We start from the raw sequence: 24372 nt of genomic DNA, 5'->3' as shown, positions 1-24372 counted from the left end.
CGCCGGCCGGGCAGGTACGGGGCACCCGGCCGCGGACGACACAGCGTGCCTCCTGCGACACGCCGCGCGACCCCCGACCCGGCCCGGTGCCGCAACGGCGAACGCCCCGGCAGCCCTTCGCCGGTCCCCCGCCGGTCCCCGCACCGGACGAGCGGCACCGGCCCGCCCGGGGCGCCCGCGGCGGCGGACGGGCGCCGCGCCCCGGGATCCGGAAAGCACCCCCGGCCACGTACCATGGCCGCATGTCCTTCCTCCGCCGCAACCGCGCCGCCACTCCCGCCGGCCCGGACTTCGACGTCCTGGCCATGGATCCGGGGGACTGGCCGGGCAATCTCGGGGCCGGGCTGCTCCCCGCGCCCGACGGCAGCTGCCAGGGCGTCTTTCTCCGCTACGACCTGTTCGGCGGACGCGGCCCCGCAATGATCATCGGGAACCTCCCGGAGGGCTCGCCGGCCCGCGACCTCGCCGAGGGCCAGATCCCCTTCGAGGTGGCGCAGCTCCTCGACGCCCTGGAGAACGACGAGGAGGTCGAGGTCACCGGCATCGAGGACTGCCCCGTCATGCAGGGCGACAACCTCCTCATCGTCCGCAAGGTCAAGCTCTCCGAGTCCCGGATCAGCTGCGTGCAGTTCGACCGCAGCGACAACGTCCTCGTGACGATCGCCAGCTGGGACCGGCCCATCAGCGACGACCTGTACGCCCTGCTCAAGCCGCTGCCCGCCGAGCTCTTCCAGCAGGGCTGACCGCCCGGCCGGGTCACCCGTCCGCGATGTCGTTCGCCGCGGCGTAGCCGAACGCCATCGCGGGACCGATCGTCGACCCGGCCCCCGCGTAGCTGCGGCCCATCACCGCCGCGCTCGCATTGCCCGCGGCCCACAGCCCCCGGATCACCGAGCCGTCCGGCCGCAGCGCCCGCGCCCGCGCGTCCGTCACGATGCCGCCCTTCGTCCCCAGGTCCCCGGGCACGATTCGGAACGCGTGGAAGGGCGGCAGCAGGATCGGGGCCAGGCAGGAGTTCGGGTAGACCCCGGGGTCCGTGTAGTAGTGGTCGTACGCCGTCCGGCCGCGGCCGAAGTCCGCGTCGGTCCCGCTCCACGCCTGGGCGTTGAACCGGCTCAGCGTCGCCCGCAGCGCCGCCGCAGGTACGCCGATCCGCTCCGCGAGCCCGTCCCACGTCCACGCCGTGTGCACCGCGCCCGACGCGTACCAGGAGTCCGGGAGGGGCAGCGCGGGCAGCACGTCCTTGAACAGGTACTTGTTGCGGTAGTGCTGGTCCACCACCAGCCACGCCGGTATGTGCGAGCCAGGCGCACCCCGGTCCTTCTCGTACATCACGTGCACCACGTCGCTGTAGGGCGCCGCCTCGTTGACGAACCGCGCACCCGCCGCGTTCACGAGCAGCCCGCCCGGCAGGGTGCGCTCCGCCAGGCAGAAGTACGGCTCCCCGGGCAGCGGGACCGTCGGCCCCCACCAGGCGTCGTCCATCAGGTCCAGCGCCGCCCCGGCCCGCTGCCCGGCGCGGATCCCGTCCCCGGTGTTCTCCCGGGCGCCCACCGACCACTGCGTGCCGATCGGCTGCTGCTGGTACTGCGCGCGCATCGCCGCATGGTGCTCGAACCCGCCCGATCCGAGGACGACGCCCCGTCGGGCCCGCACCGTGCCGCGGACGCCGCCCTTCTCCACGACGACCCCGGTGACCGCACCGCCCTCCGTCAACAGGTCCACCAGAGGGCACTCCAGCCACACCGGTACGCCCGCCTGCGCCAGCCCCGCCCGCAGCCCGGCCGCGAGTGCCTGACCCATCGTCAGCGGCCTCTCCCCGCGCAGTGCGGCCCGCGTACCGCGTGCCAGGCACTCGGCGGCGACCGCCGCCCCCCGCGCGTGGACGGCGGCCAGGGTCAGCCACCGGTAGTCCTGACCGAAGACGACCATCCCTGCCGGGACGGGCATGTACGGCGTGTTCAGCCGGGCCAGTTCGGCGCCGAGGACGCGGCCGTCGAGCTGGTCGGGCTCGATGGAGCGACCGTTCGCCAAGCCACCCGGCAGGTCGGGGTAGTAGTCGCTGTACCCGTCCATGTAGCGGAAGCGGAGCGGGCTGTTCGCCATCACGAAGTCCAGCATCCGCGGCCCGTTCGCCAGGAAGGCCGCCTGCCGGTCCGCCGGCACCGACGGGCCCACGACCGCCGCCAGGTACGCGGCCGCCTTCTGCGGGGTGTCGGGAACGCCGGCGCGCAGGATCACCGAGTTGTTCGGCAGCCAGATCCCCGCCCCGGAGCGCGCCGTCGACCCGCCGAAGGTCGGCGCCTTCTCGACCAGCAGCACGCCGAGCCCGCGCTTGGCCGCGGTCAGCGCGGCCGTCATCCCGGCGGCCCCCGACCCGACCACGACGACGTCGTACTCGCCGAACACGGGGGCCTCGCCGGCCCGCGCCGCGGCGGCCGGAAGCCCGGCGGCGAGAGCGCCCGCCCCGGCCCCGGCGAGGACCGTGCGGCGCGACGGAGGGGCGGGGCGCGGATCGGGGGCGGCGCTCGCGGTCATGGCAGGCTCCAGCGGGGAGAGGCGGCAGGCATCTGATGCCATGTCAGAAAGCTGTGCCCGGTGCCCCGGGATGTCAAGTCATCCGCCCCGGCGCCGGGCACGGACGCACGAAATCCCGTGGAGCGCACACCGGTCGTGTGCGCCACGGGATTTTCGTGACGGTGCCGTCCGCCGCGTCTCAGCGGGTCCCGACGGCCGCCCGGACCGCCCTGCGGGCCATGCCGCAGTCGTCGTGCAGGCGGCGCAGCAGCAGCCGCTGCTCCTCGCCCGAGGACAGGGCGCCCGCCGGCAGGGGCTGGTTCGGGGCGGAGGCGGCCATCGACCGCTGCACCGCCGTCTCGCACATCCGGATCTCCCGGGTCAGCACCAGCATCAGGTTGACCAGGAAGGCGTCCCGGGCGGCCGGTCCGGCCGCCTGGGCGAGCCGGCTGATCTGGCTGCGCGCAGCCGGGGCGTCGCCCAGCACCGTCCACAGCGTGGCCAGGTCGTAGCCCGGCAGGTACCAGCCCGCATGCTCCCAGTCCAGCAGCACCGGCCCCGCCGGTGAGAGCAGCAGGTTGGACAGCAGGGCGTCACCGTGGTTGAACTGCCGCTGCACGCCGGCCAGCTTCAGCCCGCACAGAAGCTTCTGCAGGTCCCCCAGGTCCCGGTCCGTCAGCAGCCCCAACTCGTGGTAGCGCGCGATCCGCTGCCCGTAGTTCAGCGGGTCCCCGAAGAGATCCGCCGGCGGCCGCCACTGGTTGACCCGGCAGACTGCTCCCAGCGCCGCCCGGAGGTCGGCCCGCGGAGGGGCCTCCACCGGATGCCGCTGGAGTGCCGCGACCCGGCCCGCCATCCGCTCCACCACCAGCGTCCCGTTCTCGGGGTCCGCGGCGATCAGCCGCGGCACCCGGACCGGCGGGCGGTGTCGGACGAACGTCCTGTACACCGCTGTTTCGTGCCGGTACCGCTCGCGCCACTCCGGCGAGTGGTCCAGTAAAACCTTCGCCACGGCGGTCATCCGGCCGGTCGTCCCCACCAGCAGCACCGACCTGCCGCTGCGCCGCAGCACCTGAACCGGAGCGAACTCCGGGCAGATCCGCTGCACCGAGGCCAGCGCGGTGCGCAACTGCGCCCCCTGCGGCCCCGACAGGTCGATCCTTCCGCTGAGCGGCTGCGCGACGGCCCCCGGCATCCGCCGGGCCCGGACGGCGCCGGGCAGCGGCACCGGGGGCCGGGCGGCGTCGAGGTAGGAGCCCCCGCCCGCCTGGAGCGTGCGGTGGGGTCGGACCGGGGCGGACACGGAGGACGTTGCTGCATACATGGCGTTGCGGTTCCCTTCGTGCGCCGACGAGATCTGTACGCCGCCCCGCCGGCCCCGGGTTTCGCCCTGGGGAGTTCCGCCCGGAGACCGGGTCGGGGAGGCGCATTCCTACCTGACACCCTGGCGCGGGTGGCGGACCATCTGGCTTGCCCTGGCGAAGCCTGGCGAATAGTCGCTGGGCAACTGTCGGCGGGCTACTGTCAAACCAGCCGAGAACCTGGGGGCTTGACGTGAGCAAAGGACCAAACACCCGACTGAGCGACCTGTTCGGCCTGGCCGGCTGGTCGAAGGGTGAGCTGGCGAGGATGGTCAACCGGCAGGCGGCCGCGATGGGCCACCACCAGCTGGCCACCGACACCTCGCGGGTACGGCGGTGGATCGACATGGGGGAGACTCCCCGCGAACCGGTGCCCACCGTCCTGGCAGCCCTGTTCACCGAGCGGCTCGGTCGTGTCGTGACCATCGAGGACCTCGGGTTCGTACGGCAGCGGCGCACCTCCGGGCGGCAGCCGGGCGGGGTGAAGGAGAACCCCGAAGGCATGCCCTGGGCGCCCGAACGCACAGCCGCGGTCCTCACCGAATTCACGGGAATGGACCTCATGCTCAACCGTCGCGGTCTGATGGGTGCGGGAGTGGCGCTCACCGCCGGCTCCGTCCTCACCAACGCCATGTACGACTGGCTGCACACCGACCCGGGTGCGGGCGGCCAGGCCCAGCGCTTCGGCGAACCCTTCCAGGCCGACCCGGCAGGCTTCGACCGGTACGAGGCCGCGCCCATCGGCGCGGACGAGATCGAGGCCCTGGAGCGCTCAGTGGAGGTCTTCCGCGCCTGGGACGCCTCCAGAGGCGGGGGCCTGCAGCGCAAGGCCGTCGTCGGCCAGTTGAACGAGGTCGGCGGCATGCTGGCGTACCGCCACCCCGACCACCTCCAGCGGCGCCTGTGGGGGGTGGCGGCCAACCTGGCGGTGCTGGCCGGCTGGATGTCACACGACGTGGGCCTCGAACCCACCGCCCAGAAGTACTTCGTGATCGCGGCGCACGCCGCCCGCGAGGGGGGCGACCGGCCCCGGGCCGGGGAAGCGCTGTCGCGGGCGGCCCGCCAGATGGTGCACCTGGGCCGGCCCGGCGAGGCACTGGACCTGATGAAGCTGGCCCAGTCCGGATCCGGCGAGGAGACCCTGCCGCGCACCCGGGCGATGCTGCACACCATCGAGGCGTGGGCGCAGGCCTCGATGGGCAAGGGGCAGGCGATGCGGCGGACCCTCGGGGAGGCCGAGGACCTGTTCGTCTCCGACCAGGCCGACGTGCCGCCGCCCTCCTGGATGCAGCACTTCGACGAGGCGGACCTGCACGGCATGCAGGCCCTGGCCTACCGGACGCTGGCCGACCACGAGCCGTCCGCCGCGCCGATCGCCCAGCGGCACGCCCGCGAGGCGCTGCGGCTGCGGGCAGGCGGCCACGAGCGCTCGCAGATCTTCGACTACATCTCCATGGCCTCGGCCTGCTTCATCGCGGACGACCCCGAACAGGCGGACCGGTACGCGCGCCTCGCGCTCGTCTCCATGAACGAGACCTCCTCGCACCGGACGTGGGACCGTCTCCGGGAGATGTACCGGCTCACCGGCCAGTACGCGGGGTACTCGCGCATCGAGGACCTGCGGGACGAGATCAAGCTGGCGCTGCCCAACAGCCCCGTGCAGCAGACGGTCTAGGGTGCCGGTGCGCACGCCGGGCCTCCTGGCGGCGCCACTACGGAAAGGCCGCGCCAGGGGCGCGGCCTCCGACCGGCCCGGTATGGGGGAGGGCTCGGCTCCGGCTTGCCCTCAGGTGCCGATCCGGGCGACCAGGACGCAGGCGTCGCCTGCGCACCCGTCCCCGCCGAACTCCTCGACGACCGTGCGCAGGCAGTCCTGCGCCGACCCGGCCGCGGAGAACCGGGGGGCAAGGGCCAGGAGCCGCTCGGTGCCCTCCGTCCGGTCGAGCCCGACGTCGTACGGCAGCAGCCCGTCCGTGTGCAGGACGAGCACGTCGCCGGCCTGGAGCCGCTCCTCGGCCTGCCCGTACGCGGCCCCGGACGTGGCGCCCAGCAGGACGCCCTCGGGCGGGGTCAGGGCGCGGCCGGTGCCGGCGCGGAACAGCAGCGGGGCCGGGTGGCCGGCCTGCGCCCAGGACAGGACGCGGCTCGCGGGGTCGTACCGGCAGCAGACGGCCGAGCCGAGCGCGGGCTGCACGGAGGCTTCGAGCAGCCGGTTGAGCCAGCCCATCAGAGGGCCGGGCTCGATGCCGGCCATGGCCATGCCGCGGAGGGCGCCGAGCATCATCGCCATGCCCGAGGTGGCGGTGACGCCGTGCCCCGTGAGGTCGCCGACAGTCAACAGGGTGCGGCCGTCGGGGAGTTGCAGGGCGTCGTACCAGTCGCCGCCGATCGGTGTGCCCGCCGTGGAGGGGAGGTAGTGCGAGGCCACGTCGAGGGAGCCGGCGCTGTCGGGCGGAAGCCGCAGGGAGGTGCGCCAGGGAGGCAGGACTGCTTCCTGGAGCTCCACCGCGAGCCGGTGCTCGGTCCGGGCGATCTCCCGGCTGTGCCGGAGGGACTCGCGGGAATCGTGCACCGCGCGCCGGCTCCGGCGCAGCTCGCCGACGTCCCGGAAGACGGCCCACATGGTCGCGGTGCAGCCGTCGGCGTCGAGGACGGGCTCCCCCCGCATGTGCAGGGTGCGGACCCGGCCGTCGGGCCGGACGATGCGGAACTCCCCGTCGAGCGGCTTGCCGTCGACGAGGCAGGCGGTGAGCATCGCGGTGAGCAGGGGCTGGTCCTCGGAGAACAGGGTGGAGCCGAGCTCGTCGAGGGGGAGGGGGCCGGCCGCGGGAGAGCGTCCGAAGATCCTGAAGAGCTCCTCCGACCAGCTGACCTCGTCGGTGAGGAGGTTCCACTCGGCGCTGCCGATGCGGATGTGCCGATCGCCGGCGCCTTCGGTGCCGGCGTTGCCGTACGGGTCCGGGTGCTCCTGCGCCCGGCCGTCGGAGGCCGCGGACGGGGGCAGGCCCTTCTTGAGCTGGCCCAGCTGGTCGTACAGGTCGTCGAGCTGGTGCACGGCGAGGTCGCAGAGCGCCCGCTGCCAGCGGCCCTCGGCGCCGTCCCCGGCGGCGGTGTCGCGGCGCACCGCGTCGAGGCCGCCGCGCAGCCGCCTCGCCTGCGAGATCAGGGCGTCCACCGATGCCGGCTCGGGCGGCTGCGCGGGACGGTCCGCGTACAGATGGGACGGCATGTGCACTCCGATACAGGCGCGGCGCGGCCAGGTCTGAAACAGAAGGGCCTCTACGACTCTGGCACAGGCGTGAAGGGGCTGTAAGGCGATTGGCAACATCCGTCCCGGGCTTGCTCCTGGCATATGCCTGGGGCTTCCCGGCGACCGGCCGGGGTGTGCGAACGATTCCGGTCACCCCCCGGCGGACCCGGCCGCCGGGCACCGCCCGTCACACCGTGATCGGCACCGGGTGGATCTCGTTGGCCGGGTGGCCCGTGCGCTCGTGTATCCGCTGGACCGCCTCCGCGGACGGCGCCTCCGACAGGCAGTACACGGTCCCGGACTCGGGGTCTGCCCAGGCCCGCTCGAAGTGCACCTTCTCCTCCGCCTCGATCGCCAGGTCGGCCCTGTGGGCGGCGGACAGCTGCTCCGCCGTGATGCCCTTCATGCCGTGGTGGACGTCCATGAACTTCGTCACCGCTGCACACCTCCTCCATGCGCTCGGCAGGGACGGGTCTCCTGCTTCCATCGTCCGCCCTTGGCGGGAAAAAGGCGCCACGGGGGCTCTCGCTCGAAGGTGCGGCCGACGGGGCTCACCCCGCCGGGGCGTTCGCTTCGCACAGGGCGCCGGAGTGCGCCGCCGCGGGGGACCCCCGAACGAAGGACCCCCGACCGGGCGCCTACGGCCGGCGGGCCGGGCCCATGCCCGCGTTCCGCTTCCGCGCGCCCTCGGCCCCCGCTACGCTACCCGTCGGTAAGGGCCGGCAGCGGCAGAGCGGGCCCCACACCGGGCCCCGGGGGGCGGGGGCACAGCGACATGACCGAGGTCCACCCGGCAGCCGGGCGCAGCCGCCGCTCCTTCCTGACCCGCCTCGTCGCCGCGCCGACGCTCGCCCTCGTCACGCACGCCGCCGCGGAGGCCCTCGCCCCGCAGGCCGCGCACGCCGCCGTCCCGTCCCTGCCCGCCCCGGCCGACCTCGTCGACCTCGGCGACCTGTTCATCCTGGCCGGTGCGCCGACCGCGGCCCTGCTCGCGCTGACCGTCGACCCGGACGGCACCGTCCGCTTCCGGCTGCCGCGCGAAGAGGTCGGCCAGGGCCTGACCACCGCCGTGGCCATGCTCGTCGCGGAGGAACTCGACACCCCGCTCGCCACCGTCCGTGTCGAACTCGACGACGCGCGTCCCGAACTGCTCTTCAACCAGCTCACCGGCAGCTCCAACTCCATCCGCTCCCTCTACGGGCCCGTCCGCCGGACCGCCGCCACCGCCCGGGCCCGCCTCGTGGCGGCCGCCGCCCGCCGCTGGGGCATCCCCGCCGCCTCCCTCACCACCGCGGAAGGCGCCGTCCGCGCCCCCGACGGCCGCACCGCCGGCTACGGCAGCCTCTCAGCGGCCGCCGCCGATTCCGCACTGCCCGTACCGGCCGCCGCGCCGAAGGAGCGGCAGGACCACGCCCTCATCGGCAGGCCGACCGGCCGGATCGACGCCCGCGCCATGGTCACCGGCGCCCAGCGCTACACCCTCGACCTCGACGTGCCCGGCGCCAAGCCGTGCGTGGTGCGCCGCCCGCCCACCCTCGGCGGCACGGTGCGGTCCGTCGCGAACCTGGGGGCCGTCCGCGCCATGCCGGGCGTCCTGGACGTGGTCACCCTCCCCACCGGCGTCGCCGTCGTCGCCGAGACCTTCGGCCAGGCCCTCGACGCCAAGGCCGCCCTGGACATCGCCTGGGGGCCCGGGCCCGCCGACCGGCTCTCCGACGCCGACATCCGGGCCCGGCTGCGCGCCGCGGTTCCGCCGCTGCTCGTGCCCCCGCTGCTCACCCCGTACGTCGACGCCGCCTTCGACTTCGCCTTCGTCAGCCACGCGCCCATGGAGACCAACTGCGCCGTCGCCGACGTCCGCCCCGAGCGCGCCGAGATCTGGTCCGGCCTGAAGTCCCCGATCGTGGCCCGCCAGACCATCGCCGCCGAGCTCGGACTGCCCGTGGACAAGGTCACCGTGCACGTGGTGCAGGCCGGCGGCTCCTTCGGCCGGCGCCTGTTCTTCGACGCAGCCCTGGAGGCCGCCCGCGTCTCCCGGGCCTGCGGGCGCCCCGTCCGCCTGATGTGGACCCGCGTCGACGACACGCGGCACGGCCGCATGCGGCCCGCCACCCACCACCGGATCCGCGCCGCGTACGCCCTCGGCGAGGTCCTGAGCTTCGAGCACCGGGTGGCCGCCGCCGAGACCGACTTCCGCCACGGGCTCGGCGAGATCATCACCGCGACCGCGGCGCACCTGCCCGCCGGCATCGGCAACGCCACCCTCGCCCAGACCCTCTTCCACACCACGGTCGCCTCCCCGTACCACTTCGGCCTCACGACCCACGGCCTGAACGAGGTGCCCACCGGCATCCCCACCGGCTCCTGGCGGTCGGTGTACTCGGCCAACACGCGCGGCGCCGAGGAGATCGTCGTCGACGAACTCGCCGCCCGCACCGGGAAGGACCCCTACCGGTTCCGGCGCGCCTTCCTCAAGAACGACGCCCAGCGCGCCGTCCTCGACAAGGCCGCCGCCGAGGGGCAGTGGGGGCGGCCGCTGCCCGCCGGCTGTGCGCAGGGCATCGCCTTCCACGAGGAGTACCGCTCGCGCACCGCCTGCCTCGTCGAGATCGACACCCGCGACCCCGAGCACGTCCGCGTCACCCGGGCCGTCATCGCCGTCGACGTGGGCCTGCCCGTCAACCCGCGCGGTCTGGAGGCCCAGATGGTCGGCGGCCTCACCGACGCGATCTCCACCACCCTGCGGGCGGGCCTGCACATCGACAAGGGGCTCCCGCTGGAGGGCAGTTACAGCCAGTTCCACTGGGCGCAGCAGCGGGACACCCCGCGCGACGTCCGCGTCTTCGTGCTGCCCGCCGCCGGCGATCGGCCCGGCGGCGCCGGCGAACTCGGCGTGCCCGCCGCGGTCGGCGCCATCGCCAACGCCTGGGCGAGGGCGACGGGCCGCAAGCCGCGCAGCTTCCCCCTCGACTTCGACGTCGACTTCACCCCGTACCCCCGCTAGCCGGTCGAACCAGGAGCGCTGCCGTGCCCTTGCACACCTTCACCCTCAACGGCGAGAGCGTCACCGTCGACGCGCCCGACGACCTGCCCCTGCTGTGGGTGCTGCGCGACATGCTCGGCGTCACGGGCCCCAAGTACGGCTGCGGCGTCGACGTCTGCAAGGCCTGTACGAGCCACCTCGACGGCCGGGACGTCAGGCCGTGCGTCGTGCCCGTCTCCGAGTGCGCGGGCCGGTCGGTCACCACCATCGAGGGGCTCGCCGACGGCGACCGGCTGCACCCCGTGCAGGAGGCCTGGCTCGAACAGGACGTGTCCCAGTGCGGGTTCTGCCAGCCCGGCCAGATCATGGCGGCCGTGGCGCTGCTGCGGCGCACCGCCGAGCCCACGGACGAGGACATCGACGCGATCGCCAACATCTGCCGCTGCGGCACCTATCCGCGCATCCGGGAGGCCATCCGCCGCGCCGCCGCGCGCATGTGAGCGGGAAGGCCCCGGGAACCCCCCGTGGTACCCGGGACCGACGCCCGCGCCCAGCCTAGGCGCGCGGCGGCCGCGGTGCAGGTTCAGCACCGCACAGCGAGCCGGCGAGAGGGGTGTCACAGCGCACAGTGGGGGAGCGGTGGTTGAATGCGGCGGCGCCACCCGCACCGAACGGAGCCTGCCATCCCGAACCCGCCCGCACCGACCCCGCCGGCGCGACCGTCCGGCGCCCCGGCACCCGCGCAGAGCCGCTCCGACGACGTGCTGAAGGTGCACCGCCTCGCGCACTCCGGCGGCTCGGCCGCCGTCCTGCGGTGGCTCGGCTCCCGGCTGGGCGGCTGGGCCGGGGTGGTCGGCACCGGCCCGGTGCCCGATCCGCGCGGTGCGGCGGACCCCCGCACCCCCGAACTCGCCCTGCGGGGAGCGGCCGAACTCACCCACCGCGGCCTGCGGTCGGCCGTCCTCGACGACGGGGCATCCACCGCGCTGCTGTTCGCGCTGGGAGAGGGCCGCGTGCTCGCCGCCGTACTCCGCCCGCCGCACGACCCGGCCGTACCGGCGCTGCTGGCGGACGCCGCCGTCCCGCTGGCCCTCGTCCTGCGCGCCGAAGAGGCGGAGCGGCGCGAGCAGCGGGCCGAACTCGCCGAGTCCCGGGCCCGCGAGGCGGTCCTCCACCTGCTGATGAACGGCCGGCTGTCCACGGCCCACCAGATCGCCGAGGCGCTCTCGCCCTCGCTCCCCGAGCCGATGCGGATGTACGTCGTCGCCTGCCGGCCCGGCGAGCGGGCCGCCGTCGCCCGGCTGTGCGGGGAGCTGACAGGCGGCAGCGCCTGGGTGGTGCGCTGCCCGGTCTACGAGGGCCACCTGATCGTGCTGGTGCCCGCAGCCGGCCCGGCCGGCCCGGACGGGTACGCCGGCCTCGGCGCGGCCGTTGCCGCCGCCGTCCCCGGGTGCGCCGTCGGGGCGAGCGGGGAGCTGCCGCTGCGCGAGGCCCCCGCCGCGTACACGCAGGCGTTCCACGCCCTGGCCGTCGCCCGCTCCCGCCCCGGGCGGCACGCCCGCTTCGGCCCCGGCCCGGAACCCGAACTGGCCGCCCACGCGGCGGGGGCCGGCTGGGCGGCGGCCGTGCTCGCGCCGCTGCACACGTACCGGCCGCGCCGCCCCCAGGACCCCGGCGCTCAGGAGCTGCGGGCAACGGCCCGGGCCTGGCTGGACTTCGGACCCCACGCCACCCGGCTGCTGAAGGTCCACCGCAACACCCTGGCGACGCGGCTGCGCCTGATCGAGTCGCTGACCGGCGCCGACCTCTCCCGGCTCGCCGACCAGGCCGCCCTCTCGCTCGCGCTGCGGCTCACCCCCGACGGCCCGCTCGCCGCGCCCGCCGGCTCCGGGGCGCCGCCCGCGGACATCGTCGCGGGCCTCGACGCCGTGCTGCGCCACCCCGACGTGGCCGCCTGGGCCCGCGCCCACCTCGCCCCGCTGACCGGCCCCGACGCCCCGCCCGGCGCGTACGGGACGGTCCGGGCCTGGCTGCGCCACGACGCCCGCCTCGCCCCGACCGCCGCCGCGCTCGGCATCTCCGTCCCCGGCACCCGCAAACGCCTCGCCCGCCTGGAGGCCGTCCTCCAGCGCTCCCTCCTCCGCTCCCCGAACGCCCGCCACGACCTCTGGCTGGCCCACCAGGCCGCGGAACTGGCCGACGCCGCACCGCGGCACTGAGCGAGAAGGCCTTCTCAGAGGTCCGCGGCGTCCGGGAAGTGGTGCCGCAGTTCGTCGAGGAGGCGTTCATCGGCCGCCCTGACGTCCCACAGCGAGCTGTCCACCTCCTGCAGGACGAGCACCAGCCGATCGCCGGCGAACCCCCGCGCCTCGGCGTCGATCAGCTGGAGAAACGGTGTCGTCAGCGACAACAGGGTCAACGTGTCCATGCCTGCGTCGGCGGACCGCCGCTCGATCTCGGCGCAGCGGGGATGGCCGACCTCGTCGCAGGCGACCCGCCACGTCAGGTCCAGGCCGAAGCTGCCCAGGCGTACCAGCAGCTCGGCCAGGGTCACGTAGTGCTCTCCGCGCCAGGCGCAGAACGTGATCCCCTTCATTTTCATTTCGGCCTCCGTTCCGGCCGTATTGCGTGACAAGCGCCCCCCGTTCGTCCAGCGGCCCACCCTGGGCCACGGCCCTCGGCCTGCCACTACGGCGCCCTGCGCGGGCGGGGGTTTCGGGGTGGGGTGGCGGTGGGGTGTTGGAGGTGCGCCGTGTGGGCCAGGGAGAGTTCGACCACGTGCGCCGGGTCGGACAGGGAGCGGCCCGTCAGCTGTTCCAGGCGGCGCAGCCGGTTGGAGACGGTGTTGCGGTGGCAGTACAGGCGCTGCGCGGCCTGCGTCGTCGAGCCCTGGCAGGTCAGCCAGGTGCCCAGCGTGCCCAGCAGCACCCGGCAGTCCTCCGCGGGCAGCGCCAGCACCGGGCCGAGGACCACCTGCCGCAGCCGGTCCGCGAGTTCGGCCTGCGCCGCCACCAGGGCCATCGGGAGCCGCTCGTCGAGCAGCGCCGCGCCGGCGCCCGCCCGGGCGGGGACGGTGCGCAGTGCGAGCGCGGCCAGCCAGCGCGCCCGCGTCAGGTCGCCGGGCGCCTCCACCACCGGGCTGATGCCCGCCCGCACGCCCAGCGGGGCCAGCAGCTCCCGGACCGCCTCCAGCGGGTGCCGGCCGAGGTCCGCCAGGCCGGTCTCGCCGTCGGAGCGGATCCGCCACAGCATGCGCGGCCCGCCCGCGGCCGGCGGCTCGGCCGGTACGCCGCCGGTGGCGCCGGGGGCGAGGACAACCACCGCGAACCGGCCCCGCTCGGGGAGCCCCAGCTGTGCCGCCGCCTCGGAGACGGCCGGGCCGTCGGCGGCGCCCCCGCCGTCCAGCAGCGTGTCCAGCAGGGCCGCACGGCGCTCCCGGTCGCGGTCGCAGCGCGCCGCCTCCGTACGCCGGTACGCCTCCGCCACGGCGTCCGTCATCTGGTCCAGGACGTCCCACAGCACGGACGCGAGCGGCAGCAGCCGCGGCAGCGCGGCCGGGTCGTGTGCCGTGACGGCCTCGGTCAGGGTGTGCCACAGCAGCCGGCCGCCGCGCCGGTACGTGCGCAGCAGGGAGGCGAGCGGCAGGCCCTGCTCGGCGCGCAGCGTTCCCGTCGCCCGGGCGTCGGCGAGCTCGACCGGCAGCCCGCGCGAGCTGCGCACCAGCCCGTCGACGGACTGCGCGAGGTTGTGGTGGATCCGGTCGCGCAGCTCGCCGCGCCCGAGCAGCGCGGCGTACGCGGGGTCGTCGGCCAGCGTCCGCTCGGCGAGCCGGTCCGCCGTCGCGGCGATGCGGCGGGAGAGGTCCTCCCGTATCTCGTCGATGATGATCGGCTCCATGAGGGGCAGGGTGGCACGGAAGCCGGGCCGGTGGACAGGGCCGGGGCGGCCCTTCCGCCGGCGGGTCCGCAAGGGGCGGCCGTCGGACACCCGCCGCGCCGTGATCAGCAATCACGGTCAAAAGTTGTCGGGTTCCGGCCAAGGTGTCGCGCGGTTCCGCGCATGTTCCCGCGGAAAATGCCGGAAGGCCGTTGCACGCTGCGGAACTTGAGTAGGTTCCCTCCTGTCGCGCCGAAGGACCGTGCGCTTCGCACATCTGGCCGGGAGGGGAGCCCGCGTTGCCCGGGATCGACGAATGCCTGCTCGAAGCCATGGCGCTGCCCGGTGCACGCGGCGCCGCGCTGGTGGACTGGAGCAGCGGGCTGGCCCTGGGGACCGCCGGGGACTCGCCGGTCGGGGACCACGAGACCACGGCGGCCGAGACGGCGGAGCTGGCCCGGGCGGCGGCCGAGTACGAGTCGTTCGCGCAGGCCGGCCCCGAGGCGGCGCCGGGCGCGGGGGCCGACCGGGCCCAGCCCGTGGAGGACGTGATCGTGACCACCCGCAGCGGCTACCACGTGCTCCGCTTCGTCGAGACCAGCTTCGACAGCAGCGTCTTCCTCCACCTGTGGCTGGACCGCACCGAGGGCAACCTCGCCCTTGCCCGGCTCAGACTGAGGGCCCTCGCGGAGGGGCTGGTGCTCAGATGACCGCCCTCGCCACCGCCGCCGTGTCCCCCCTGCTCACCCGGCTCGCCGCCGAGCGCGCCACCGGCGCCCTGCTCCGCGACCGCGGCACCCTCTTCCTGGAGGACGGCCGCATCGTCCACGCGGAGAGCCCGGCCACCCCCGGCCTCGACGTCCTCCTCACCACCGGCGGTGGCCTCGCCCCCGAACGCTGGCGCGAGGCCGTCGACCGGGCCGGCGCCCGCCGCCAGGTCGCCCGCTTCCTCGTCGACAGCGGCGGCCTCGCCGGCGGAGAACTGGAGATATGCCACCTCGCCGCCATCTTCGACGCCGCCTTCTTCGCCCTCTCGCCGGGCAGCGGACCCTCCCGGTTCCGCCGCGGCGCCACCCACTGGATCGGCTCCGTCCGCTCCGTCCCCGCCGCGGCCGTCGAGCGCGAGACCCGGCGCCGGCGGGAGCTGCTCGACGCGGTGTGGCCCTACCCGCAGCTCGACACCTCCCCCGTGGTGCCCCGCGCCGCCGCCCCCGGCCAGACCGTCACGGCCCGCCAGCGCGCCCTGCTCGCGCACGCGGACGGCCTGCGGACCCCGGCGGACCTCGCCTGGGTGCTGGGCCGGCCGGCCTTCCACACCCTCCTCGACGTGCGGCGGCTGGCCGCGGCCGGACTGGTGGAGACTCCGCTCGCACCGGTCCGGGCCGTGCGCGCCGCGACCACCCTGCCCGACTGGATGACCGACACCCAATCCCCGGACGTGGCGCTGCTCCGCCGGTTACGCGACGCACTGGAGGCAAGCCTGTGAGGCTCCCGCTGCGACCGGCTCTGCGCTCGGAGCGCGCCGACCGCTCCGAGCGGAGGCAGCCCGAAAGGAGACAAGCCGACATGAGCACGGCGATGGTGCCCGCCGAGGCCGAAGCCGAGATACTCGCCGAGCTCCGCCGGCTCCGAGCCCGGGTCCCGCAGCTCAGCGGCGCCCTGGCCGGCAGCTCCGACGGGCTGGTCCTCGCCCAGGACAGCGCCGCCACCGAGGTCGAGGCCGTCGCGGCCCTGACCGCGGCCGCCCTCGGGGTGGCCCAGCGGCTCAGCGACAGCACCGGGCAGGGCGGATTCCGCGAACTGCTCGTCCGCGGCGAGCACGGCTACGTGGCCACCTACGCGGCCGGTGACGCCGCCGTCCTCACCCTGATCGCGGAGCCCCGCGTCAACGTGGGCCGGCTGCACCTCGAGGCCCGCCGCTCCAGCCTCCGCATAGCGGAGCTGCTCGACCACACCCTGGCCCGCCGGGTCGCGGCAACCGCCCCGCCCCGGCCCCCGCTGCCGCCCGCGCTCCCGCCGGCGCGGCCGGGTCCGGCCGGCTGACCCGCATGCAGCACCCCACCACCCGAAGAAAGAGGAACACACCGTGAACGTCGAAACCGCGCTCAAGGAAGCGACCACCGTGATCGACGGCGCGATCGGCGCCGCCCTCGTCGACTACGGCAGCGGCATGGCGCTCGGCACCGTCGGCGGCGGCAAGGAGCTCGACCTGGGCGTCGCCGCGGCCGGCAACACCGACGTGGTCCGCGCGAAGGTCCGCACCATGGAGATGCTCGGCCTCAAGGACGAGATCGAGGACATCCTGATCACCCTGGGCGGCCAGTACCACCTGATCCGGCTGTTGAAGGGGCGGGGCGCCTCGGGCTTCTTCCTGTACCTCGCGCTGGACCGCGGACGCGCCAACCTGGCCATGGCCCGGCACCAGCTGAAGAGGATCGAGAACGAGCTCGAAATCTGAGCCGGGGTTCGGCCCGACACCGACGCCGAGGTGGCGGACGGCGGAATTCTTTGCCGTCCGTCCCGGCGGACCGTGGGATATGTCCAGGATGGGGGGACTTTATCATCCTGTAACCGAGTAGGATGCTCTCACCTACTGATCATCCCAAGAGCTTTCCCCACGCTGGAGAACCCGCACCCCATGCCCCCGCGCCTGAGCATCGTCGTCCCCGTCTACAACGTCGAGCTCTACCTCGACGAGTGCCTGGAGTCCATCGCCGCCCAGACGTTCGCCGACTTCGAGTGCATCCTGGTCGACGACGGTTCCACGGACAACAGCGCCGCCATCGCCAAGGCCTTCGCCGCGCGGGACAAGCGGTTCCGGGTGGTCATGCAGGAGAACGCCGGCCTCGGCGCCGCCCGCAACGTCGGCGCCCGGCACCTCACCGAGGGCACCCAGTACCTGGCCTTCGTCGACAGCGACGACACCATGCCGGACTACGCCTACGAGCGGCTCATCGCCGCCCTCGACGAGACCGGCTCCGACTTCGCCGGCGGCAACGTCAAGCGCTTCCGCTCCGTCGGCATGCAGCAGTCCTGGGGCCACCGGGCGGCCTTCGCCAAGACGCAGCTGAAGACCCACATCTCCAAGTTCCCCGCGCTCGTCACCGACCGCACCGCCTGGAACAAGGTCTACCGGCGCAGCTTCTGGGACGAGCACGGCTTCCAGTACCCCGAGGGCATCCTCTACGAGGACGCCCCGGTCAGCATCCCCGCCCACTACTTCGCCTCCAGCGTGGACATCCTCGGCGACTGCGTCTACCACTGGCGCGTCCGCGAGACCGGCGAGCGCTCCATCACCCAGCGCTCCACCGACCCGGTCTCCGTCATCGACCGCGTCACCTCCGTCCGCCTGGTCCGCGAGGCCCTCAAGGCCAAGCAGGGCCCGAAGTACGCCCGCTACCTGCGCGACTACGACCACAACGTGCTGAGCGAGGAGCTCCCGCTCATCTACAAGTACGTCGGCGAGGGCGGCCCCGAGTTCCGCGCCGCGTTCGTCGAGCACGTCGGCGGCCTCATCAAGGAGATCGGCCCCGAGCCGTGGCCGAACCTGACCGTCGCCGACCGCCTCAAGGCGTACCTGGCCGCAGAGGGCCGCGTGGAGGACTTCATCGCCCTCTGCCACCACCAGCGCGACTACGACTACAGCGTGCCCGTCAAGGGCCTCGCCCGCCCGCAGGCCGACTACCCCTTCCTGCAGGGCCGCCCGCCGGTCCCCGCCAGGCTCCTCACCCTCGGCACGCGCGAGCGCCGCGTGGTCAGCCGCCTGGAGCAGGCCGTCTGGAAGGACGGCAAGCTGCTCCTGCGCGGCTACGCGATCCCCGGCCACCTCGGCGCCGAGAACCGCCTCGCCTCCCGCAAGGCGCTCGTCTTCCGCGAGGGCGGCAAGCGCCGCCGCACCGTCGTGGGCGCCCGCACCGTCGCCTCCCCGATGGCCACCGTCAACGCCCCTCACCTCGCGCTGCGCCACGCCGACTGGGCCGGCTTCGCCGCGGTCGTCGACCCGAGCGTCTTCCAGTCCGGCGGCAAGTGGCGCGACGGCATATGGACGACCTCCATCGCCGTCACCGGCCCCGGCGGCCTCCACCGCGCCCGCCTCAAGGGCGGCGAGTCCGACACCGGCCAGAACCCGCCCTCCCACTGGGTGGCCCCCGACGTCCGGATCCTCCCCAACGCCCAGGGCGCCCTGACCATCCAGGTCGAGGTCGTCCGCGCCCGCGCCCTCGACGTCCGCCCCAGCGGCGACGACGCCCTCGAGGTGGCCGGCGAGCTCGCCGCGGGCATCAGCGGCGCCACCCTGCGCGCGGTGCACGTCTCCACCGGGACCGTCGCCACCTTCCCCGTCGAGACCGGCACACCCCGCGGCGGACGCACCCCGTTCACCGCCCGGGTGCCGCTGGCCGACCTGGCCGCCGTACCGGACGCCGAGGCCGGCCCCGGCGAGTGGGCCCCCGAGCCGTGGAGCCTCTCCGTCACCGGAGCCGACGGCCGCGAGCACCGCCTCGCCCACGACGAGCGCGCCGGCTTCGCCGGCCTCGTCCTGCCCCTGCCCGGCGAGGACGCCGACCGGTCCGTCTACGCAAAGCGCGGCAACACCGGCCACCTCACCCTCTCCGTGCAGCCCTCGCCGCCGCTCGTCGACTCCGTCTCGGCCCAGGACGGCACCATCACGCTGACCGGCCGCTTCACCGCCCCGGCCGACGAGCCGTACGAGCTCGTCTTCCACGACGCCCGAGGCACCGAGTTCAGCTACCCCGTCACCCGGGACGGCGACCGCTTCGAGGCGGCCTTCGCGCCCCTCCTCCCCGAGCCGTACGCGGGCCGCACCCCCCTGCCCAGCGGCCGCTGGTGGCCCACCCTGCGCCCCGTCTCCGAGGGCGGCACCACCGCGGGCCTGCTCGGCGTCGACCGCGGCGCCCCGGTCCAGTTCGCGCCGACCGCGCTGCACGCCGGCCCCGTCGCCCTCTCCGCCGAGGGCCGCCGGATGCGCGTCGAGGCCCGCTTCCACGACCGCATGGTGCTCGTCGCCGACCCGATGCTGAGCCCGCACGACCGCTCCCGGTACGCCCAGCGCGTCCTGCGCTTCGAGACCTACCCGGCGCGCCGCGCCCTGCCGCTGAAGGACATCGTCGTCTACGACGCCTTCCAGGGCCACGGCGGCGGCGACTCGCCCCGAGCCATCCACGAGGAGCTCCTGCGGCGAGGCGAGAAGCTCGACCACGTCTGGCTGGTCCGCGACGGCCGCACGGAGGTCCCGCCGACCGCCCGCGCCGTCCAGCACGACAGCGTCGAGGCCTGGGACGCCCTGGCCCGGGCCCGCTACTACGTCGTGAACGACAGCGTGCCGCGCCGCTTCCGGCGCCGCCCGGGCCAGGTCGTCGTCCAGACCTGGCACGGCACGCCGATCAAGGAGATCGGTCACGACTTCATCCACGACTACTACACGAGCCCCGACGTCCTGGAGGGCCTGGAACACGACAGCGCCCAGTGGACGCTGCTCGCCTCCCCGAGCTCCTACGCCACCCCGATCCTCAAGCGGGCCCTGGGCTACGAGGGCGAGGTCATCGAGTCCGGCGCCCCCCGCACCGACGCGCTCGTCCGCCCCGACGCCGAGCGGATCGCCGAGGTCCGGCGCCGGCTGGGCCTGCCCGAGGGCAAGAAGGTCGTCCTGTACATGCCGACCTGGCGGGAGAACCGCGAGGACTGGTCCGGCGGCTACAAGCTCGACCTGCAGATCGACCTCGACGCGGCGCGCCGCGAGCTCGGCGACGACCACGTCCTGCTCGTCCGCGGCCACCACCACGTCACCGAGCAGGTCCGCGACCGCGCCCGCGACGGCTTCGTCGTCGACGTCTCCCGCTGGCCCGACCCGACGGACCTGCTGCTCGTCGCCGACGTGCTCGTCTCGGACTACTCCTCCGCCCTGTTCGACTTCGCGCTGACCGACCGGCCGATCCTGCTCTTCACCTACGACCTGGAGCACTACCGGTCCACGCTGCGCGGCTTCAACTTCGACCTGGCGGAGAAGGCCCCCGGCCCGCTCCTGGAGGACTCGGCCGCCCTCGTCGAGGCCATCCGCAACGCCGACGCCCTCGGCGAGGAGTACAAGGGGGCGCGCGCCGCGTTCCGCGCCGAGTTCTGCGACCTGGACGACGGCCGCGCCGCCGAGCGCGTCGTCGACCGGATGCTGGCGAAGGGCGCCGCGGGCGAGGCGTAGTCCGAACGGGTGCACTCCGGGCACCCGGCGCACCCGGCCCCGGGCCACCGATGAGTTCGGGGCCCGGGGCCGGTCTACAAGGGGACACGGGGCGGCACCCGACCGGGCGCCCCGCCGCGCACCCTCCTGGAGGCAGTCATGAGCAGCAAGGGCTTCACCACGTGCCTGTGGTTCGACGGGGAGGCCGAGGCCGCCGCCGCGTACTACGTGTCCGTCTTCAAGGACGGGGGGATCGGCAGGACGGCCCACTACACCGACGCCGTGCCCGACCGGGCCGGCGAGGTGCTCACCGTCGAGTTCGAGGTCAACGGGCAGAAGTTCGTCGGCCTCAACGGCGGACCCGAGTTCCGCTTCTCCGAGGCGATCTCCTTCCAGATCCACTGCGACGACCAGGCGGAGGCGGACCGCTACTACGACACGCTCGTGGGCGACGGCGGCGAGGAGTCCGCCTGCGGCTGGGTCAAGGACCGGTTCGGGGTGTCCTGGCAGGTCATCCCGCCCGGGGTCATCGACCTGGTCACCGACGCGGACCCGGGCCGGGCCGCCCGCGCCACCGCCGCGATGCTCACGATGAAGCGGCTGGACGCGGCGGAGCTGCGGAGGGCCGCCGACGCCGCCTGACCTCCCGGCGGGGGGAGGCGCGGCGCGGGCACCGCGCGGGGGCGCGCGTCAGCCGGCGAGCGCCCCGAGGAGCGCCGGCAGGGCCGTCCCGATCGGCTCCCGGACCACCTCGTCCGCGAGCGCGTCGTACGGGGTCTCCTCCGCGTTCACGATCACCAGCCGCGCGCCCGCCTCGGCGGCCATCCCGGCCAGCGAGGCGGCCGGCTGCACCTGAAGGGTCGAGCCGACCGCGAAGAACACGGTGCTGTTCTTCGCGACGGCCACGGCCTGCGCCAGCACCTCCGGGTCGAGCCGCTCGCCGAACATCACCGTCGCCGGCTTCAGGATGCCCCCGCACGCCGTGCAGGCGGGGTCCGCCTCGCCCGCGGCGACCCGGGCCAGCGCCTCGTCCATCGCCGTGCGCGCGGCGCAGGCGGTGCACACCACGGCCCGGGCGGTGCCGTGCAGCTCCAGGACCTTCCGCGGCGGCATGCCGGCCAGCTGGTGCAGCCCGTCCACGTTCTGCGTGATCACCCGGACCGGGATGCCGCTGCGCTCCAGCCCGGCCACGGCCAGGTGGGCGGCGTTCGGCCGGGCCTCCAGCGCCCCGACCTCGGCGCGCATCCGCCAGGACCGGCGGCGGACCTCCGGATCGGCCATGTAGTGCTCGTACGTGACGAGCTTCTCGGCCTCGGGGTCGCGGCGCCACAGCCCCTGCGGCCCCCGGTAGTCGGGGATCCCGGAGTCCGTGGAGACCCCGGCCCCGGTGAACACTGCGACGAGCGGCTTTCCCATGCGGCGACCCTACGGACGGCGCGGGGCCGCCCGCGACCGGATTTCGCCGGACAGGGTCGTTTCTGCGGTGAATCCCGCCCTCCACCGGAGTGAGATCCGGCTCCCGCCCCTGCCCGGGCCCGGTGCCGCCGGTTACACATCCGGCATGAAGCTCATGCCGTACGGCCTCGGCGCCGCGCTCTCCGCCCTGCTCGTGCTCCCCGGGGCCGCTCCGGCCTCCGCGTCCGCTCCCGCGGATCCGGGCCCGGCGGCCGCCGCGGGCCACAGTCCCACGGCCATCGGCGCCTTCCTCATCGACTTCTACGGCGAGCACGGCCCCACCGAACGGGACCGGGAGCTGCGGGTCTCCCAGCACCTGAAGGACAGACAGGCGCACAGCGCCGACCTGGACGTCCTGCTGTGCGCCCGCACCGCGCCCCGGGACATCGGCATCGGCCCGGTCACCGTGGCCCCCGGCGCCGGCATCGGCTGGGCGACCGTCACCACGTACTGGGCCGGCGGCGGGACGGACACGTTCACGGCGTACGTGCGACTGGACTCGCGGCCGATCAGGCTGGACGACGTCGTCTGCGCGGGGTGACGAGCCCCGCGGGTCGACGGACGTCCCCGGATCTTCGGGACGCCTGCGGGCGTTCCGTGCCTTCTGCTAGAACACGGCACATGACGGGATTCGAGATCACCGGCGCGAGCGGCGCCGACATGGAGCTCATCCGCAGCTGGGCCGACGCCGAGGGCTGGAACCCGGGCGACACCGACCGGTTCGCGTTCGCGGTCGCCGATCCGGCGGGCTTCCTCGTGGGCCGGCTCGACGGCGAGCCGGTGGCCTGCATCTCGGCCGTGCGCTACGGCACCGGCTTCGGGTTCATCGGCTTCTACATCGTCCGCCCGGAGTTCCGCGGCCGCGGCTACGGCCTCCAGGTGTGGCAGGCCGGGATGAAGCGGCTCGACGGGCGGCTCGTCGGCCTCGACGGCGTCGTCGAGCAACAGGACAACTACCGCAGGTCCGGCTTCCTGCCGGCCTGGAACAACGTCCGCCACGAGGGCCGCCCGCAGCCGGACCGGGGCGGCCCGGCAGGCGGCGCCGGCGCCGGTGTCGAGCTGGTGGACGCCGCCTCGCTGCCGTTCGAGCAGCTCGCCGGCTACGACCGGCGGTTCTTCCCCGAGTCCCGCGACGGCTTCCTCGCCGCCTGGACCGGACTGCCCGGCCGCACCGCCCTCGCCGCGGTCCGCGGCGGCCGCGTCGAGGGCCTCGGCGTGGTCCGGCCGTGCAGCGGCGCGGCCCGGATCGGCCCCCTCTACGCGGCCGGCCCGGACATCGCGGCCGCCCTGCTCCACGGCCTGGCCGAACGGACCCCGGACGGGGTCGTCGCCGTGGACGTGCCCGACGCCAACGCCGCGGCCACCGCCCTGCTCGCCGGGCTGGGCATGGAGCCCGTCTTCGAGGCCGCCCGCATGTACACGGGGCCCGCCCCGCGGATCGACATGGCCGGCCTGTACGGCGTCACGAGCCTCGAACTGGGCTGACCGGCGGGCGCGGGCCGGACGGCGGTCGCACGGCGCCGCCCGGCCCCCGCCGGCAAGGGGCGGCCGTCAGAACGCGAACAGCGTGCTGCTGGTGTGGTAAAGCCCGCACGGGTTGGCGTAGGTGTGGGCGTAGCTGAACTTGCGGCCCTGCCACACGCCCTCCGCGGTGACCGTCAGCGGGTTCCACTCGCGGGTGCAGTCGACGCCCGGGCCGGGCTCGGCGATCCTGTCGAGGTCCGCGGCGTGCCGGCGCATGTCGGCACAGGCCCGCCCGGGGGAGGGGTGGGTGCCGCGCGCCTTGGGGGCGCAGCTCAGGGTCACCGCGCGCTGGACCGTCCCGTACGCGGGGTCCTCCCCGGCGATCACGGACAGGACGAGGGCGGAGGGCGCGTACATGCTCTCCGTACCGGTCGGCGCGGCGTCGGCCGCCCCGGGCCAGGCCAGCGCGGTGAACGCGGTGAGCGCCATGGCGGCGGAACCGAGGCCGAGACTCCGTGCGATGGACCGCATTGCGAACTCCTTGGGTGGGTTGCTTCGGATAGCGGACAGGAGTCTTGCCGACACAAGCCGTGAACGCCCGTTCGCACCGTGATTTTTCGTCACCGTTCGTGAGCGAGTGTATGCAGTCCGCAGCGGCCCCCGGTGCACTGACCTGTGGGGGAGCGCGCCGGGGATTCGGCCGAACACACGCGCTGAAACGTTTCCCGTACGGTGTGCCCGGCCGCTTCCGGGGGCGCCCGGAGGCCGCGGAGGCTACTGGACGGCCGACGCGGCGCGCGGCGCGTACATGTCCAGCAGCCGGGTGCGGGTCTGCTGCAGGCGCAGGGCGAGGACCCGCCCCACCCAGTGCCCGACCGCGGACCCGAAGGCCGGGTCGGCGTCCATCGTCATCCGCACGGCGGTCGCGTCGAACTCGTACGCGCGCACCGGGGTCATCGCCTCCGCGCTCAGCTGCCACACGTACGGCGGGAACAGCCAGGACCAGCCGACGAGCTCGCCGGGCCCGAGGTTCTCGATCGGCGTCGGCCGCCGCCCCCCGGGCACCGGGGTCTGGAGGGTGACCGTGCCGGAGCGCACGATCCAGAACGCCTCGGACGGCGATCCCTCCTCGAAGATCCGGGCGCCTTCGGGGAAGTTGACCTCCACGGCGTGGGACATCAGCCGGCCGCGGTGCTCGGCGGAGAGGACTGCGGCGATCCGGACAGAAGATGGTGTGCTCACGACGGCCTCCGATCAGGGCCCCCCGCTCGGG

22 protein-coding genes are annotated in these 24372 nt (G+C 74.8%); 13 read left to right on the top strand and 9 right to left on the bottom strand.

The features are described 5' to 3' along the window. Positions 1-242 precede the first annotated feature (242 nt). A complete protein-coding gene (locus tag IE170_RS16365) occupies positions 243-743 on the top strand; it encodes a hypothetical protein (protein ID WP_189810109.1) in 501 nt (166 codons plus the stop codon). A gap of 13 nt (positions 744-756) precedes the next feature. Here the strand turns inward: IE170_RS16365 and kstD are convergent, their stop codons facing one another. Beyond that, complete coding sequence (gene kstD / locus IE170_RS16360) at positions 757-2538, bottom strand: 3-oxosteroid 1-dehydrogenase (RefSeq protein ID WP_189810157.1); 1782 nt, start codon at positions 2536-2538, stop codon at positions 757-759. A 178-nt stretch (positions 2539-2716) separates the two neighbouring features. Next, the gene (locus tag IE170_RS16355; RefSeq protein ID WP_189810108.1) at positions 2717-3841 is read right to left on the bottom strand and encodes an aminoglycoside phosphotransferase family protein; all 1125 of its coding nucleotides are present in this window, start codon (positions 3839-3841) and stop codon (positions 2717-2719) included. A gap of 230 nt (positions 3842-4071) precedes the next feature. Between IE170_RS16355 and IE170_RS16350 the strand changes: the two genes are divergently transcribed. Further along, entirely contained in the window at positions 4072-5553 is a 1482-nt protein-coding gene (locus tag IE170_RS16350) for a DNA-binding protein NsdB (protein ID WP_189810107.1), read from the top strand. Positions 5554-5664: 111 nt separating this feature from the next. Here the strand turns inward: IE170_RS16350 and IE170_RS16345 are convergent, their stop codons facing one another. Together IE170_RS16345 and IE170_RS16340 are read right to left on the bottom strand one after the other, a co-directional pair. Then, complete coding sequence (locus tag IE170_RS16345) at positions 5665-7107, bottom strand: PP2C family protein-serine/threonine phosphatase (RefSeq protein WP_189810106.1); 1443 nt, start codon at positions 7105-7107, stop codon at positions 5665-5667. A gap of 208 nt (positions 7108-7315) precedes the next feature. Continuing rightward, the gene (locus IE170_RS16340; protein ID WP_114056356.1) at positions 7316-7564 is read right to left on the bottom strand and encodes an SCO4226 family nickel-binding protein; all 249 of its coding nucleotides are present in this window, start codon (positions 7562-7564) and stop codon (positions 7316-7318) included. Between the two features lie 339 nt (positions 7565-7903). Here IE170_RS16340 and IE170_RS16335 point away from each other — a divergent pair, with 339 nt between their 5' ends. The 3 genes from IE170_RS16335 (at position 7904) to IE170_RS16325 (ending at position 12330) form a co-directional block, all read left to right on the top strand. Continuing rightward, positions 7904-10132: a xanthine dehydrogenase family protein molybdopterin-binding subunit gene (locus IE170_RS16335; RefSeq protein ID WP_189810105.1), complete on the top strand. Its 2229-nt coding sequence runs from the start codon at positions 7904-7906 to the stop codon at positions 10130-10132. A gap of 23 nt (positions 10133-10155) precedes the next feature. Then, positions 10156-10611: a (2Fe-2S)-binding protein gene (locus IE170_RS16330; RefSeq protein ID WP_189810104.1), complete on the top strand. Its 456-nt coding sequence runs from the start codon at positions 10156-10158 to the stop codon at positions 10609-10611. A 261-nt stretch (positions 10612-10872) separates the two neighbouring features. Continuing rightward, on the top strand, positions 10873-12330 hold the full coding sequence (locus tag IE170_RS16325) for a helix-turn-helix domain-containing protein (protein WP_308428407.1): 1458 nt from the start codon (positions 10873-10875) through the stop codon (positions 12328-12330). Between the two features lie 14 nt (positions 12331-12344). Here the strand turns inward: IE170_RS16325 and IE170_RS16320 are convergent, their stop codons facing one another. Next, positions 12345-12713, bottom strand: a complete 369-nt coding sequence (locus tag IE170_RS16320) for a hypothetical protein (RefSeq protein ID WP_223856129.1) — start codon at positions 12711-12713, stop codon at positions 12345-12347. A gap of 86 nt (positions 12714-12799) precedes the next feature. Beyond that, positions 12800-14008, bottom strand: a complete 1209-nt coding sequence (locus IE170_RS33185) for a PucR family transcriptional regulator (protein ID WP_189810103.1) — start codon at positions 14006-14008, stop codon at positions 12800-12802. A gap of 278 nt (positions 14009-14286) precedes the next feature. Here IE170_RS33185 and IE170_RS16310 point away from each other — a divergent pair, with 278 nt between their 5' ends. From IE170_RS16310 to IE170_RS16285, 6 genes are all read left to right on the top strand, one after another. Then, the gene (locus IE170_RS16310) at positions 14287-14697 is read left to right on the top strand and encodes a hypothetical protein (RefSeq protein WP_189810102.1); all 411 of its coding nucleotides are present in this window, start codon (positions 14287-14289) and stop codon (positions 14695-14697) included. Continuing rightward, positions 14694-15473 (top strand): transcriptional regulator, encoded by a 780-nt coding sequence (locus IE170_RS16305; RefSeq protein WP_189810101.1) that lies wholly within the window; start codon positions 14694-14696, stop codon positions 15471-15473. The genes IE170_RS16310 and IE170_RS16305 overlap by 4 nt, the downstream gene beginning before the upstream one ends. Before the next feature lie 92 nt (positions 15474-15565). After that, entirely contained in the window at positions 15566-16030 is a 465-nt protein-coding gene (locus IE170_RS16300; RefSeq protein ID WP_114058764.1) for a roadblock/LC7 domain-containing protein, read from the top strand. 43 nt (positions 16031-16073) lie between these two features. Next, entirely contained in the window at positions 16074-16445 is a 372-nt protein-coding gene (locus tag IE170_RS16295) for a hypothetical protein (protein ID WP_189810100.1), read from the top strand. Between the two features lie 180 nt (positions 16446-16625). Next, positions 16626-20201: a bifunctional glycosyltransferase/CDP-glycerol:glycerophosphate glycerophosphotransferase gene (locus tag IE170_RS16290; protein WP_189810099.1), complete on the top strand. Its 3576-nt coding sequence runs from the start codon at positions 16626-16628 to the stop codon at positions 20199-20201. Between the two features lie 138 nt (positions 20202-20339). Next, on the top strand, positions 20340-20822 hold the full coding sequence (locus IE170_RS16285; protein WP_189810098.1) for a VOC family protein: 483 nt from the start codon (positions 20340-20342) through the stop codon (positions 20820-20822). A 48-nt stretch (positions 20823-20870) separates the two neighbouring features. Here IE170_RS16285 and IE170_RS16280 read toward each other — a convergent pair whose 3' ends face one another. Then, positions 20871-21596, bottom strand: coding sequence for an SIR2 family NAD-dependent protein deacylase (locus tag IE170_RS16280; protein ID WP_189810097.1), 726 nt, complete (start codon positions 21594-21596; stop codon positions 20871-20873). A gap of 145 nt (positions 21597-21741) precedes the next feature. Here IE170_RS16280 and IE170_RS16275 point away from each other — a divergent pair, with 145 nt between their 5' ends. Together IE170_RS16275 and IE170_RS16270 are read left to right on the top strand one after the other, a co-directional pair. Continuing rightward, positions 21742-22176, top strand: coding sequence for a hypothetical protein (locus IE170_RS16275; protein ID WP_223856111.1), 435 nt, complete (start codon positions 21742-21744; stop codon positions 22174-22176). An 80-nt stretch (positions 22177-22256) separates the two neighbouring features. Next, a complete protein-coding gene (locus IE170_RS16270; protein WP_189810096.1) occupies positions 22257-23120 on the top strand; it encodes a GNAT family N-acetyltransferase in 864 nt (287 codons plus the stop codon). Between the two features lie 66 nt (positions 23121-23186). Here the strand turns inward: IE170_RS16270 and IE170_RS16265 are convergent, their stop codons facing one another. Both IE170_RS16265 and IE170_RS16260 read right to left on the bottom strand, forming a co-directional pair. Further along, the gene (locus tag IE170_RS16265) at positions 23187-23630 is read right to left on the bottom strand and encodes an SSI family serine proteinase inhibitor (RefSeq protein WP_189810095.1); all 444 of its coding nucleotides are present in this window, start codon (positions 23628-23630) and stop codon (positions 23187-23189) included. Positions 23631-23873: 243 nt separating this feature from the next. Continuing rightward, a complete protein-coding gene (locus IE170_RS16260; protein ID WP_189810094.1) occupies positions 23874-24341 on the bottom strand; it encodes a Crp/Fnr family transcriptional regulator in 468 nt (155 codons plus the stop codon). Positions 24342-24372 lie beyond the last annotated feature (31 nt).

It is taken from the genome of Streptomyces toxytricini, assembly GCF_014649915.1.
GTDB classification, from domain to species: domain Bacteria; phylum Actinomycetota; class Actinomycetes; order Streptomycetales; family Streptomycetaceae; genus Streptomyces; species Streptomyces toxytricini.
Note: the sequence above shows the minus strand (reverse complement) of the source record. Positions and strands in the feature narration are given on the sequence as shown.